The organism is Mycobacterium sp. E740 (genome assembly GCF_001672895.1).
GTDB lineage: Bacteria > Actinomycetota > Actinomycetes > Mycobacteriales > Mycobacteriaceae > Mycobacterium.
Window position 1 is genome coordinate 1 of the sequence record NZ_LZKP01000130.1, and the last position, 14,682, is coordinate 14,682.

Genomic DNA, 14,682 nt, shown 5'->3' on the forward strand with positions numbered 1-14,682 from the left:
ATTGGTTCGCGTTACTGCCAAATGCCTGTGCACGCAGAAGTCTGCAGGCCTCCAATCGGGCGGGTGCCGGCAGGCGGCGTAGGTGACTGTGAAGGAGGCATTGCTGGCGGCGGCGGCTGAGGTGGCGTGACGGCGGCCCGCACTGGCGGCGACATGGGCCTGCGCTGTCGATGTGGCGTCCATTCTTGGCCGTCCCAATAGCGCTGTGCAGTGGCGTCGTGCGGGTCGTCGTACCAGCCAGGATGATCGGGTGCCGTCATTGAGAAGACCTTCCTGTTTGCTGGACCGTAGCGCCCGAAGCCATGTCTGCGGTTCCGAGGTAATTTCTACTGCGTCGCGTGAACAACTAACTGAATCGGACCAATCGTCAAACGACTGCCGTCCGTGAGCGGGGTACGTGTGCCGTTCGAATTGTCAAGGTGTTCGATCTGGCCGTTGTTCAAGACGATGCTGCCTAGGTGGGACGGCAGGCCGCGTAGGAAGATTTGATCCTCGATATCTCCCCCAATAGTGATTGGTTGGGGGCCCAGGCTCACTCTCGTCGTCTCGTTGTAGGCCCAGATCACTTCAAGGCTGGCTTCCCGAAACAGGTTCTCTACGAGGTACATAGCCAGTCCAAGTGCCAGACCCAAAGAACCGAGACCGATGACGCGACCCAAGGTTTCAGGCAATCCGTTTGACACGAGGACGAACAAGAGGCCACCAATGCAGCCGCCGATGAAGCCCGCAGCGCTTCCACGGCTTAACCCTAGATTCGGAACTGTTCGGGAAAGGAGCCCACCAATAATGGCACCTGCCAGTCCCCAACAGAAGGTCCGTAGAACGTAGTTCTTGAAGTCGAACGAGCCGATGTCCAACAAGAAAACTCCTTGAGCCACGGCGCCGGAGATGAACCCGGCGATTGCGCCAAACAAAAGCACCTTCAGAACGCGGCTCGCTTGCAATTCACGGCGTTGGTACCACTCGGCGCTCACGAAGAGCGCCGCGGCGATCACGGCGCTGCAGACGCTGAACCACACGCCGGTCTCGACGACTGATTCGATACGACTCGCGAAGGCGTCGGTATTGACGAGCTCTCCCAAGAGAGCGCCCGCGACCCCGCCAAGTGTTCCACCGATGAGGTGAAGTGCCAATTGGTTCGTGCGCAGCCTGGCGATAACATCGTTCTTTGGCTGCGTGCGATATGCCGGCTGCGTAAGAGGCGGCAATGCGGGAGACGTTGGCGACGACGACCTCGGCTTCCGCTGACGCTGCGGTGTCCACTGTTGACCATCCCAGTAACGTTGAGCGTTCGGGTCGTCTGCGTCGTCATACCAGCCCGATGGGGTCGTCGTCATGGGCGGAACCTCCCCGATATCTGAAACGTACTGTCGATGGGAGAATACCGGGCACGTGGTGTGCCGTCGGTGTTTGTAAGTGAGCGTGATTCGTCGGCTCCCAGCGGTCGACATCGCGATTGCGTTGTCGCGCAGTGCAGGCGTGAGCCGACATCGCTCTGTGGACCAGCACCGAAAAGGTTTCTGCCGTACTCGATCGGCTCGAGCAGGCGGTCAATGCCCATGAACGGGAGGTGACCCGTATCGATGTGGCGCTGACCCATGTCACCATGGCGAAGAATCCCGAGCTTGCCTGCAATCGTTGAACACGCTCCGGCGTCGAGCCCATATCTGCGCGACAGAGACGGTGAACAGCGGCGTTGATGACGTTCCCACCGGCGTCCGGCCAACCTTGCTCGACAACAGCCGACTCAGGTGCCTGCCGACTGTTCTCCGCAGTCTGGCTTCTACGGCGAGGCCTCAGACGCCGGCTATCAACCATCAACCCCGCTGACACTGACGCTGATCTGTCTTGCGTCTTTCATCGCACAGATTTGCCAGCCAGCCTCGGCGGCCCCACGATCGGCCATGCTGCAGGGGGTGCGGCTCATAGCTCTTCTTCAAGGGTGTCGGGCGGATCTGATTGCCGTATCCAGCAATGTTGCCCGGCACCCCTCGCCGGTTGACCGGTGCACTCCACGGTAGGCAATCGGCAGTCGACCAGAGCGGTCGCAACAGTTGTCGTTGACCCTGGCTAAGAGTCATTCGAACAGACGCGGCTGGGTCTGCCGAATATTGACATTGACCTACGCTTCTGGCCTGCTGGCATTACGTTAGTCACGTCCGGGACTTCTACGACAGCGTGGAAGCGGCCAAGTCAACGAGTGGTGGGGATTAGACGTGGAACCCAAGGGATCGATTCTTCTTGTTTATTTTGTCGCCGATGAGTCGGGCTCGATGGGGCCCAATATCAGTGAGCTGAATGAGGGTTTGTCGTCGTTGCACGATGCGTTGCAGCGTGAGTCGTTTGCTGCGGCGAAGGTGCGTTTCTCCGTCGTGGGGTTTTCCGATACTGCGTTCACCTACCTTGAACCGGCAGACCTGCGTTTGCTCACGGGGATGCCGACGCTCACATCTCAGGGGATGACATCGTATGCAGCGGCGTTCGATCAGTTGGCGTACCGCATCTCGGTCGATATTCCAGGTTTGAAGGCGCAGGGGTACACGGTGCACCGTCCGGCGGTGTTCTTCTTGACCGATGGTCTACCGAACGGACACGAGGATTGGCGGGCTTCTCGGGCGCGTCTCCTGTCTCAGCCAGCAGCACCGAACATCTTGGCCTTCGGCATAGGTGACGCCGATGCGGCTACAGTGACCGAGTTGGCAACCAAACCTCAATTTGCGTTTGTCGCCGCGCGCGGACTGGATACTGGCGCCGCGATCTCGGAATTCTTGACATCGCTCACTCAGTCGGTGATTAGTTCCGGGCAGGCGATGGCGGGCGGCTCGGCCGAACTGCAATTCGAGAAGCCAGAAGGGTTCACGTTAGCCGTGGACGTTGTGTAGGCGGCTCGGTCGGTCGTGAGGTCACCCTTCAAGAAGCCAAAGCAAAAACATCGCCCGTCTGAACCGCCCGCCTCAATGTCGGCTGAGGGCGACTCAGTTGACGATCGCTTCTTCCCGCTATCGCCCACCGCAGAGTCGGCTCGCATCGCGGGAGCCGGCGTATCGACCGCCCTCGGCGCGAGTGATGGAGCTGTCGATCCCTCGGGTATAGCCGCGGTCATGGGGCCAACCACGGTCGCGCAGATCGTGGTGGGAGCGCCGTCACCCGCGGTGGAACCGTCCGTAATAGAGCCGAAGTACCAGTCGTTACCGTTTCGTCCCGACGTGGTCGTTGATGGTTGGTCGACGGGCGCGATTACCATGCGGGGCGTATCCCAGCGCGGACACCTGCATCGCTATAACGGCGCGCCTCGCCAAGACGATTTTGCGGCCCATTGCCTACCCGACGGGAGGGTCATTGTCTTAGTTGCTGACGGTGTTTCCGGAGCATCGCAGTCACACCTCGGCGCTAGCACCGCCACTAAGCAAGCAGCCGAATGGCTCCACACCCAGCTTGGCGCTGACCTCGCCGAGACCGATTGGACCGCCTTAATCAAGACGACCGCCTGGGCACTTACAGAGCGCGCCCAGAGCCTATTCAACCTACCCGCCCCCGACCCCGTATGCGCGGAAGAGCATTTGGCCACCACCCTGGTCTGTGCGGTCATCGAATGTAACGAGCCGGGGTTGCTATACGCCTACCTCGTCGGCGTCGGCGACTCCAGCGCTTGGCTACTCACCGGGGGTCGGTTCATCGAGCTGCTCGGCGCCAAGCCAGTGTCGGCTGACGGGGTGTCCTCCTCGGCAGTGGCCGGACTGCCTCGGGTGCCCACCGCTGTGACGCCGACCGTCGTCGAAATTGCCGCCGGCGAGGTTCTCATAGTCGGAACCGACGGCATCGGTGATCCTCTCGGTAGCGGAGAGGGCGGCGTGGGCAACCTCCTGCGGGACGTCCTCACCAGACCTGACCCACCGTCGCTTATCGAGTTCGCTCACGCGGTTGACTTCAGTCGTGAAACTTTCGACGACGACCGTACGCTAGTAGCAGTCTGGCCCCGCGTACCGCCACCGCGCCCACTTTCACGGCGCGCGCGGCACCGCCAGGAGCCAGCGCCCACCCTCGGCTTGGACAGACAGCGATGACTGGGCAACTGATTAAGCGAACCGGGTTCGGCACGCCGACCCATGTAGGGGAAGGACATAACTGGAGTTCGGTGCCGATCTGGCCGACGCGGGGGCGAGGATTCGCCACCATTTGTGACTGGGGGGGTTGGCGGTGACTGCGCAGGTGATTCAGCGCGCCAAGCTGGGGGAGTTGACCAGGATTGGTCAGGGCGGTCAGGGGATGGTTTATGCCGCCCCGAACGTGAAGACTAAGTTCGCTGCGTCGATGGTCTATAAGGAGTACAAGAGTCACGCTCTTGCGGGGATTGATTTCACTGCACTGGCCGAGATGCCTGCCCTGGTCGAGGACAGCCTGTCCTATAAAGAGGCAGAACGTTTGATCGCGCTCGCTGCTTGGCCATGTGCCTTGGTGGAAAACGGCGGCGTGCCAAGTGGATTCGTGATGCCGGTTATTCCTGCGGAGTTCTTTATCGAGTTGACCACCGTCAAAGGGGTGTCGTCTGCCACCGCGGAATTTCAGCATCTACTCAACCACCCGTCGGTGTTGGCCGCGCGCGGCATCAGCGTCGATGACGCGCAGCGTTATGCGCTGTTACGCGAGGCTGCATCGGGGTTGGCGTTTTTGCACAAGCACGGAGTGTGCGTGGGCGATATTTCTCCGAAAAACCTGCTCTATTCGCTGACGCCGCGTGAGGCCGTTTACCTGATCGACTGCGATGCGATGCGGATCAATGGCGTCTCGGCACTCACCCAGGTCGAGACCCCTGGCTGGCAGGTGCCCGGTGGTGAAGAGCTGGCCACCATGTATTCGGACACCTACAAACTCGGGCTACTTGCACTTCGGCTGCTTGCGGGGGACCACGACACCACCACCCCGGCCAATCTTCCGCCGACCACCCCGGCCTTGCTGCGTCAACTCATCACAGACACTCTGACCAAACCAGCAGACCAGCGGCCGTTACCCGAAGCGTGGACCTACGTCCTCGGCCACGCGATTGAAGAAGCCCAACACCGCAAGCTGACCACACCGACAACCCCGGTTGCGACCACCACCGCCATCGCAGCGCCACAGATACCGACCGTGCATTCCAGGCCATCAGCGCAATCGGGCGCCTACTCGCAGCCACCGAGCAGTGCTCGAGCACCGCTTCAACCTGCCGTTGCACCGACCAGCGGATGGACACCAGCACCAAAACAGTCCTCGTCGACGGCCAAGATAGTGGCCGGTGTCGCCGCAGCAGTCGCTGTGGCAGCAGTCGTAGTGTCAATCGCTCTCGTCAACAACCACGAAAGCACTACCACCACAACATCTCCAACTACGCACGGCTGGACATATGGACCGACGTCCGAAAATACGGCTTATTCGAGTGCGCCGGCCGTGACGACCACCACGGCAATAATCGATCCTGAAGCCGCGGCCCTCACTCAACTGCAGCAGCTCGCTGCGGGTGATCGTGAATACGTCCGCAGCCAGCTGGTCGAGCGGTGGGTTCCACAGCTGAGTTCCAAACGACCGGGAATCTACGACGATGGCATCGTGTATGACAACGCGTCAACACTGCAGGAGCATCAGCGGTTGCGCCGTCAATACAATGCCAAACTTTTGTGGTCGGGCGACTGGGCGAACTTCGAGGCACCAAACTACTGGGTCACTATTGCGCCCTACACCTTCAATGATTCGGCGTCCGCCCTAGCGTGGTGCACACACCAAGGCTTCGATGCGGATCACTGCTACGCCGGGGTCATCAGCACGACACATTCTGGGCGTACGGCACACAATTGATGTGCTCGCTGGGGGGTTGGCGGTGACTGCGCAGGTGATTCAGCGCGCCAAGCTGGGGGAGTTGACCAGGATTGGTCAGGGCGGTCAGGGGATGGTTTATGCCGCCCCGAACGTGAAGACTAAGTTCGCTGCGTCGATGGTCTATAAGGAGTACAAGAGTCACGCTCTTGCGGGGATTGATTTCACTGCACTGGCCGAGATGCCTGCCCTGGTCGAGGACAGCCTGTCCTATAAAGAGGCAGAACGTTTGATCGCGCTCGCTGCTTGGCCATGTGCCTTGGTGGAAAACGGCGGCGTGCCAAGTGGATTCGTGATGCCGGTTATTCCTGCGGAGTTCTTTATCGAGTTGACCACCGTCAAAGGGGTGTCGTCTGCCACCGCGGAATTTCAGCATCTACTCAACCACCCGTCGGTGTTGGCCGCGCGCGGCATCAGCGTCGATGACGCGCAGCGTTATGCGCTGTTACGCGAGGCTGCATCGGGGTTGGCGTTTTTGCACAAGCACGGAGTGTGCGTGGGCGATATTTCTCCGAAAAACCTGCTCTATTCGCTGACGCCGCGTGAGGCCGTTTACCTGATCGACTGCGATGCGATGCGGATCAATGGCGTCTCGGCACTCACCCAGGTCGAGACCCCTGGCTGGCAGGTGCCCGGTGGTGAAGAGCTGGCCACCATGTATTCGGACACCTACAAACTCGGGCTACTTGCACTTCGGCTGCTTGCGGGGGACCACGACACCACCACCCCGGCCAATCTTCCGCCGACCACCCCGGCCTTGCTGCGTCAACTCATCACAGACACTCTGACCAAACCAGCAGACCAGCGGCCGTTACCCGAAGCGTGGACCTACGTCCTCGGCCACGCGATTGAAGAAGCCCAACACCGCAAGCTGACCACACCGACAACCCCGGTTGCGACCACCACCGCCATCGCAGCGCCACAGATACCGACCGTGCATTCCAGGCCATCAGCGCAATCGGGCGCCTACTCGCAGCCACCGAGCAGTGCTCGAGCACCGCTTCAACCTGCCGTTGCACCGACCAGCGGATGGACACCAGCACCAAAACAGTCCTCGTCGACGGCCAAGATAGTGGCCGGTGTCGCCGCAGCAGTCGCTGTGGCAGCAGTCGTAGTGTCAATCGCTCTCGTCAACAACCACGAAAGCACTACCACCACAACATCTCCAACTACGCACGGCTGGACAGACGGCGAAACGAGTTACTCAATCGACTCACCGACGTCCACAGACCGGGTTGTCGAGTTGGTTCCACCGCCCGATTTGCTTCAAACGTCGGATCTGAAGGGAGACAGTAGTTGCATTGGCGGAAAGCCGATTCCGAATCACCCCGGCGGCCTTGTTGGCCCTGGGTCGAACAAGACGTCGTGCATGTTTGCTTGGAACGTCGGCCAAGCGTACTGGGCCAGCAACCCATCGCTGGACACAGTTCAACATGTGGTTGCGCGGGGAGCCGTCGGGTGCCTGGAAGTGCAGCAGAGCAGTCCCGGCGTGGTGTGCCAGGGAAATGATTTCGTGATGCAGTGTGCAAGGCATGGAAGTGACCGGTGGATCACCTGCATCGGCGGTAATGAGGCGAAGGTGTACATCTTCTAGCTGCCGAATATTCGCTGCCCCACGGCCTATGATCAGCAGTGGCCGGATGGCACTGCGTCAGTGTGCTTTTCAAGCCAAGTGGCGACTTCTGTGAGTTCTGCTGTGCCGTCGTCGAAGGATCCCGATGCTGGTTGGACGGCGATAGCAACGGCAAAGCCATCAGAATGATTGCCAATCACACCTACCTGGCGCACTAGGTAGGCTCCCGCCTCGGACGGACCCCAACCGCCCTTGAAGCGTGTGCCGTAAATGGTTCCTAGGCCCCATTGCTGGTCAGCGGAAATCTCGCTCATGAGGTCAAACACTGGGCGGTCATTGTCATCGCAAGCGGCGGATGCCAGAAAGCGGACTTGGTTGACCAGCGACCAATCGGTCTGGCCGAACGCGCTGAACGGCGGTCGGACCTTCTGCGATTGCACGGTGGTCGGATCGCCACTTGCGTGGAGGACCTCGCCGACCTTCGTGGCGGCCGTTTGAGGGTCGCCGAGGCTGTGCCATATTTCGTCAGCCGCCGCGTTGTCGGATCGTGTAATCGCGGCTTTCATTGCCTCAGTAACGGCCGGGGGGTCTTCCGCGCGCAGTGCGGCAATAACCAGCGGCACTTTCATGGTGGACCATGCCGGGCCGCTCTCCCAGTTGCCCAGCACCACCGGATCTCTATCTCCCCCAAGTTGTTTCAGTGCGATCCCGACCCGGCCGTTAACGGTGTTCTGCAGTTGAGTGAAGTCAGCCGCAAGCGTGTCACTCCTTGGAGGCGGCTCCGCGGTCGGGGGAACCGGCGCTGAGGTAAGCGGCGACGTATTGGGCACGGGCACAGGAGATCCTGCGACGGTTGAGGTTCGATGGTCGATTAACGCGATCCCAAGGCCGGCGGTCATGACAAGCGCGGCGACGATGAACGTGATAGGCGCGAACTCGAAGCGTCTGTGCGTGCGGGCGCGCTGGCGTCTTCGGGAAGCAGCGTGCCGATGCCTTGGCGTCCCCCGCATGTCGCCTCTTGTCGGCTTCACCTTGCTACTCCCACCGAGTCGACCTGACAATCAAATTCCACACGATACGACTAGCGTGTTACTTGTAGTTGAGTCCTCGAGGTTTCAGAGACCTGTGGCCCCCGATGTCGCAAGCGACGATGGAGCACATGACTGGCCGAAAGCACCATTCCGCGTCGATCTGTCTGCCTACGAGCGAGCCGCTCAGAACAGGACCGTCCAGTGAGCCCCACCCCGCGGTTCACGAAGGCCACCATCATGGAAGACGAATTGCCGTTGTCGGCGGCGAGCCGCTATCAGCAGTTGTGTCTCGCATCTGGCCGAGCTCAATCTGGCCGCGGCCGCTGAAGTCTTACCGTCGGTGCTCGACCAGGCCACCGCCGAGGGGCTGTCGCTGACCGTTGCCTTGGAGCGGCTGCTGGCCGTCGGAGTAGAAGCGCCTCCACCGCCCGCCGACTGGTCGGCCGGATGCGGTTCGCCTGCATATTCACCCCCCACCCTGGGCGATTTCGACGTCGATGCTGCCGCCGGGATCGACCGCAAACTCATCGAACTGCGCACCTGCCGGCTACTTCGAAACAGCGAGCAACATCCTGCTCATCGGACCATCCGGCACCGGCAAGACCCACCTGTCGGTCGGCCTCGCAAGGGCGGCCGCGCACGCCAGCTGCCGTACCGACACCACCACCGCCGCCGATTTGGCCGCCCGCTGCGACCCCGCCGCGATCGAGGGACGCTGGGGCCACCACCATGCGCTTCTACGCTGGCCCCACCCTTTTGGTGATCGATGAACTCGGGTGCCTTCCGTTGCCGTCGAAGCCGCTGGGACGGTGTTTCACGCAGTCTCCCGACGGTATTGAAGACCAGCATCGTCATCAGCACCAACCGCTGGGTGGGTGCATGGGGGTGAGTTCTCGGCGACACCACCGTGGACGCCGCCATGCTCGACAGCCTGCTGCACCGCTCCGTGGTCATCAAGCTCGACGGCGAGTCCTACCGCCTACGTGACCGCCGCGCCGCCGCGCGAACCCTGTGCCGAACCACCATTGGTACCCGCCAACAACTACATCGAGCGCTGCTCGCAGGTGAAGAATTCGGCGAGCACAGCCGGGGATTTTCGATGAGCGCCGTCACTGCCGATGCCACGCGGCGCGCTCGGCGCGCGGTCTAGTTCACCGCCTACAAATGCCTGCAAGGCCCGGCGAATCCTAATTCTTTGAAATACTGTGAAAAGTGCATCTGGGTCAATTTGCCGTAACCACGGGAGGGGTCCATCGGTGATGAAACGATTAATCAACGCGACGACGCTGACGGTGCCGTGTCGGCTATCTTGTTCGCCGCTCCAGCCCATGCCGAACGCCAGCTCGGTGGTGTCGATGTGATGAGTTACTGCTCCCGGATGCCGCACACCTTGTTCAGATCGGAGGTTTGGTACATCGGCGCAGCGCCGCTTGACCGCACAACGCTTACAGCTGGCGGTGCACATGGCGGGGCGGCGCACAAGGAGTCGTTATGAACGGTGCCTGCAGTCTTCAGTACTGCTCAGGTGCGTGGGCGAAGCCCCTGGACCCTCGCAACGCCTACAGCTGGCGGTGCTTCCGGTTAAGCGGGTGATGCTGGTGGTGATGTCCATGGCAGTCGTCCTCGCCAGCTGCGCCCAAGCTGCGCCGACACATTCTTCCGCGCCGCCCGCGGCCTCGACGACACCTAGTGTGTGGGTAGCGTTTGAGCCGTACACGCAATACCTAATCGAAGACGGCAGCTCGATTTACATTCGGCCCCGTCCCACCTTGGGTGCGCACGAAGTCCTCTGCTGGCCCGTGAAGGGTCCGGTGGCGCAGGGGCTTCCGAGCCTAGGTGGGCAGGGTATACCCCCAGGAACCCCGACCGGTGGTGTGTGGGGCCGGTACAACGATGGCACTAGCCTCTACATCCTCGACGACATCATCGAAGAGTGGCCAGATGCCGCCACAGCGAAGGACCAAGTGGCACAGGCACGCCGTAACGTGCATCTAGACGCCAATGCCCACATCCCTACGGGAGCCAGCAATACTCCGCAGTCTGTGAGTGCTGGCGAGGGCGGATTCCTGGCGATGGGTACCACCTGGCCAGGTCCGGCGACACTCAAGGGCCTGGAGCGGAGCGTCAAGTCCAATTGGGTTAGCCTCCTCACGTTCAGCATTGGAAGGTTCACGGTCGCGATGGCGTTCTGGACCCTCCCGCCTGGCCCAAACGGCTGTCCCGCTCCCAACCCAGAGGATGTCATTGCGGCAGGCAACGACCAGGCGACCTATATACCAAAATGAATCCGGCTGAGGGTGATGGCGTGTGACGTGGAGACAGGCATGATTCGTCGAGCAGTAACGGCATTCGGTGCATCGACCCTGGGTGCGTCGATTCTGGGTGCGGTGCTCCTGGCGCCGCCGGCATCCGCCGATGTGGGACAGCAGGTGCTCCTTCAGTCCGGCGCCATACGGTGCCTGCTGAGCGCGGATGAAGTGGCCTTCGGCGGCGGCCCGATGACGGTCTGCGCGCTGACGAACGGACAGCCCTGGGGCCAGGCGCCTTTCGAGACGTCCAAGTGGAACCAGCGGCCGAACCTCGCCGTCGTGCGAGGGGCCGGCCCGTTCGTCTGGGAGCGAGGCACCATCGCCGAGCCGGCTACCGCGCCGGTATCCGTCGACAGCGACGCCTTCAAGTCCAACGGCTGGACCGTCGAGCCCCAGGGAATGCGTACCCGCATCAGTTACGACAGCACCGGTCACGGCTTCTTCATTACGCCCGCGGACATTCGCGGTTTCTAGGCCGCCGTCGAAACTGCAGAGAGATCGCAACTTCCGGCGAAATCGCGATCTGCCCGCAGTCTCGGCGAACTCAGTCGCGCGCAGAACTCAGTCGCGCGCAGAACTCAGCCGCGCAGTGACGACGTGTCGATCACGAACCGGTACCGCACGTCGCTGGCCAGCACCCGCTCGTACGCCTCGTTGATGTAGTCGGGAGCGATGACCTCGATCTCCGGCAGCACTCCATGCTCACCGCAGAAGTCGAGCATCTCCTGTGTCTCGGCGATGCCGCCGATCAGCGAGCCGGCGATGCGCCGTCGCCCGAAGATCAACGCCCCTGCCGGGACGGCCATCGGGTTCTCCGGCATGCCCAACTCGACCAGCGTGCCGTCGAGCTTGAGCAGTCCCAGGTAGCTGCTCATGTCCAGGTTGGCCGACACGGTGTTCAGGATCAGGTCGAACGAGCCCCTCAAGCTGGTGAACGTCTCCGGGTCGGAGGTGGCGTAGTACTCGTCGGCACCGAGACGCAGGCCGTCCTCCATCTTCTTCAGCGATTGGCTCAGCACCGTCACATGCGCGCCCATCGCGTGCGCGAGCTTGACCGCCATGTGTCCGAGGCCGCCGAGCCCGATGACCGCCACCCGAGCGCCGGGACCCGCATTCCAATGGCGCAGCGGCGAATACACCGTGATACCTGCGCACAGCAGCGGTGCAGCCGCGTCCAGCGGGACATTGTCGGGAATGCTCAGCACGTAGTTCTCGTCGACGACGATGGCGCCGCTGTAGCCGCCCTGCGTCGGCTGGCCGTCGCGGCCGACCGCGTTGTAGGTGCCGACCATGCCCTTCGCGCAGTACTGCTCCTCACCGGCGCGGCACTGGGCGCACTCGCGGCAGGAGTCGACGAAGCAGCCGACGCCGACGCGGTCGCCGACCTTGAACTTGGTGACCTCGGCGCCGACCTCCGTCACGACGCCCGCGATCTCGTGCCCGGGGACGATCGGGTAGTTCGCCCGGCCCCACTCGTCGCGCACGGTGTGGATGTCGGAATGGCAGATGCCGGAGAAGTGGATGTCGAACGCCACGTCATGCGGACCGACCTCGCGACGGGTGATCGTGGTCTTGGTCAACGGCTCGGTCGCCGACGGGGCGGCATATGCGGAAACGGTGCTCATAAACGGCCTTCTTCTGCTTCGAGTGACTATCGAGGAAAACGCCGCTCACGGTGCGGCGGACCTACCTCGAAAACGGGCGACGGCACCCGGTTGATTCCAGCTCGAGCTGTGAGATGTGTCCTACAGTCCCGGTGCCCGGAACGCTCCGTTGAACGTCAGTCGCTCGTAGCGGGCCACGCCGGCCAGCGTGTACGGATCGCGGTCGACGATGTCCTGTGCCTCGTCGGCGTCGAGGTCGCCGGTGATGAGCACGGCGCCGGATTCGTCCTCCTGGCGGCCCGCGAGCACGATGCGTCCGGCGCTGACCTCGGCCTTGAGCCATTCGAGGTGCACGGGTCTGGTCTCGTTGACGACGTCGGGTGGCTGCAGATAGGTCGACTTCAAGACGTGGAACACGGCCGCAACGCTAGTTGATCGGTGAGTTGAGCGATTGCAGGTCGTCGAGCATCCCGCGGGCGGCCACGATGCCCTGCCCGCTCTGCCACACCTCGTTGTTGACCACCAGGACACGCCCGTCGCGAGTGGCGCTGAGCCTCTTCCACGCCTTGCTCTCCATCACGGCAGGAGCGTGCTCTCGGGCCGCAGGGGAGTTGAACGACAGGTAGACGATGTCACCGTCGGCGACAGACAGGTCCGGATTGTTCGCGAGGTCGGCGTCGGCGATGCCCACCTCGACGTAGGGCTTGTCGGTAAACCGTTGTGTCACAGGGCGATCCACGCCGACGTCGGAAAGCACGCTGCCGGGGAACGTGTCCACGCCGAACACGCGCATCGTGGTGTCGCTGAATTGCACGACAGACGCCTGAAAATGCGTGGCGTCGTTGTCGAAGCCGGTCTTGTGCGCGGCGCGCTGAAACTCCTCGACGAGGCCGGTCGCGGCGTCCTGGCGTCCCGTCGCAGCGCCCACCGCGCGCAGGGTGTCTGACCACGCCGGCCCTGGCGGCCCGGTGAACACCGTCGGCGCGATCTTCGACAGCTCGCCGAATGCTTCCGGCGTCAACGCCTCAGAGCCGAGGATCAACTCGGGCCTCGCGGCCCGGATACCGTCGATGTCGGGTTCACTGCGCGTGCCGACGCCCGGAACGTCGTGGATCACCTTGCCGAGATACGACGGCTGGCTGTCTGACCCGTCCGGCAACGCGGCCGCCACCACTCGTGACTGCAGGCCGAGTGCGCACAGGGCGTCGAGTTGGTCGCCGGAGAGCACCACGATGCGCTGCGGGTCGGCGCGTACAACGGTCTCACCCGCCGCGTGCCGCACCGGGCGTTCCGGCGGCCCCGGATCGACGGGCGTGGGCTCCGGCGCACACGACTGGTCAGGCTTGCGCTGATTGCCCAGCACACCCGCCCCGGCGACTCGCGTCGTGCTCGTGACGACGGGCTGCGTGGTGGCGGCGTCGGGTGTCTCTTTGCCAGACGAGCCGCAGCCGCTGAGCACGGTGACGCCGAGTGCCGCCGCGATCGCCGCGAGGCCGACCGCCCGGGAGGCCGCGAGCCCCCACTGCGGTCCGCTGATCAGCACGTCGCCGACGGTAACATCCGGCCAGTCCACGAACGGTGAGCCGGCGTCGGCGATCGAATACGACAGTTTGTAGGACCAGCCCCGAGTGGCTGACGACGCAGAAGCTAGGATTCATCGAGACAACCGCGGAGATGTCCCGACCTGGATGTATGGAGGACCTGTTGGTAGCCGAAGCGCCCCCAATCGGAAGACTCGAGGCACGGCGTCCGTTCCCGGCGCGACTGGGCCCCAAGGGCAACCTGGTCTACAAGCTCATCACCACCACCGATCACAAGATGATCGGCATCATGTACTGCGTCGCCTGCTTCATCTTCTTCTTCATCGGCGGGCTGATGGCGCTGTTCATGCGCACCGAGCTGGCGATGCCGGGTTTGCAATTCCTCTCCAATGAGCAGTTCAACCAGCTGTTCACGATGCACGGCACCGTGATGTTGCTGTTCTACGCCACTCCGATCGTGTTCGGCTTCGCCAACCTGGTGCTGCCGCTGCAGATCGGCGCGCCCGACGTCGCCTTCCCGCGGCTCAACGCCTTGTCGTTCTGGCTGTTCGTCTTCGGCGCTCTGATCGCGATCTCGGGGTTCATCACGCCGGGCGGCGCGGCGGACTTCGGCTGGACGGCGTACGCGCCGTTGAGCAACGCCATCCACTCGCCCGGCGCGGGCGGGGACCTGTGGATCCTGGGCCTGGCGATCTCGGGTCTGGGCACCATCCTCGGCGGCGTCAACATGATCACCACGGTGGTGTGCATGCGCGCACCCGGTATGACGATGTTCCG

General features: G+C 62.7%; 12 protein-coding genes and 1 pseudogene. 7 read left to right on the plus strand and 6 right to left on the minus strand.

What is annotated here, in order from left to right; genetic code table 11:
- Positions 1-11 precede the first annotated feature (11 nt).
- Both A5663_RS22610 and A5663_RS12585 read right to left on the minus strand, forming a co-directional pair.
- Positions 12-260 (minus strand): DUF2510 domain-containing protein, encoded by a 249-nt coding sequence (locus tag A5663_RS22610; protein ID WP_082974093.1) that lies wholly within the window; start codon positions 258-260, stop codon positions 12-14.
- Between the two features lie 66 nt (positions 261-326).
- Complete coding sequence (locus A5663_RS12585) at positions 327-1,337, minus strand: DUF2510 domain-containing protein (protein ID WP_082974094.1); 1,011 nt, start codon at positions 1,335-1,337, stop codon at positions 327-329.
- An 879-nt stretch (positions 1,338-2,216) separates the two neighbouring features.
- Between A5663_RS12585 and A5663_RS12590 the strand changes: the two genes are divergently transcribed.
- The 4 genes from A5663_RS12590 (at position 2,217) to A5663_RS12605 (ending at position 7,441) form a co-directional block, all read left to right on the plus strand.
- Entirely contained in the window at positions 2,217-2,882 is a 666-nt protein-coding gene (locus tag A5663_RS12590) for a VWA domain-containing protein (RefSeq protein ID WP_197503378.1), read from the plus strand.
- A 360-nt stretch (positions 2,883-3,242) separates the two neighbouring features.
- Positions 3,243-4,064, plus strand: coding sequence for a protein phosphatase 2C domain-containing protein (locus A5663_RS12595; RefSeq protein ID WP_231976769.1), 822 nt, complete (start codon positions 3,243-3,245; stop codon positions 4,062-4,064).
- Positions 4,065-4,197: 133 nt separating this feature from the next.
- Positions 4,198-5,829: a hypothetical protein gene (locus A5663_RS12600; protein ID WP_068148993.1), complete on the plus strand. Its 1,632-nt coding sequence runs from the start codon at positions 4,198-4,200 to the stop codon at positions 5,827-5,829.
- 22 nt (positions 5,830-5,851) lie between these two features.
- Positions 5,852-7,441 (plus strand): hypothetical protein, encoded by a 1,590-nt coding sequence (locus tag A5663_RS12605; RefSeq protein WP_156744461.1) that lies wholly within the window; start codon positions 5,852-5,854, stop codon positions 7,439-7,441.
- Between the two features lie 32 nt (positions 7,442-7,473).
- Here the strand turns inward: A5663_RS12605 and A5663_RS23560 are convergent, their stop codons facing one another.
- Entirely contained in the window at positions 7,474-8,091 is a 618-nt protein-coding gene (locus A5663_RS23560; protein WP_068149000.1) for a hypothetical protein, read from the minus strand.
- A 561-nt stretch (positions 8,092-8,652) separates the two neighbouring features.
- Here A5663_RS23560 and A5663_RS12615 point away from each other — a divergent pair.
- Positions 8,653-9,499 (plus strand): annotated as a pseudogene (locus A5663_RS12615) (ATP-binding protein); the annotation flags it as partial.
- 1,264 nt (positions 9,500-10,763) lie between these two features.
- Positions 10,764-11,234, plus strand: a complete 471-nt coding sequence (locus tag A5663_RS12625) for a hypothetical protein (protein WP_231976768.1) — start codon at positions 10,764-10,766, stop codon at positions 11,232-11,234.
- Between the two features lie 104 nt (positions 11,235-11,338).
- Here the strand turns inward: A5663_RS12625 and A5663_RS12630 are convergent, their stop codons facing one another.
- From A5663_RS12630 to A5663_RS12640, 3 genes are all read right to left on the minus strand, one after another.
- On the minus strand, positions 11,339-12,385 hold the full coding sequence (locus A5663_RS12630) for an NAD(P)-dependent alcohol dehydrogenase (protein WP_068149007.1): 1,047 nt from the start codon (positions 12,383-12,385) through the stop codon (positions 11,339-11,341).
- Between the two features lie 120 nt (positions 12,386-12,505).
- A complete protein-coding gene (locus A5663_RS12635) occupies positions 12,506-12,781 on the minus strand; it encodes a YciI family protein (protein WP_068149010.1) in 276 nt (91 codons plus the stop codon).
- 10 nt (positions 12,782-12,791) lie between these two features.
- Complete coding sequence (locus A5663_RS12640) at positions 12,792-13,907, minus strand: iron-siderophore ABC transporter substrate-binding protein (RefSeq protein ID WP_068149015.1); 1,116 nt, start codon at positions 13,905-13,907, stop codon at positions 12,792-12,794.
- Between the two features lie 161 nt (positions 13,908-14,068).
- Between A5663_RS12640 and A5663_RS12645 the strand changes: the two genes are divergently transcribed.
- On the plus strand, positions 14,069-14,682 hold a 614-nt coding region (locus A5663_RS12645), incomplete at its 3' end, for a cbb3-type cytochrome c oxidase subunit I (RefSeq protein ID WP_197503380.1).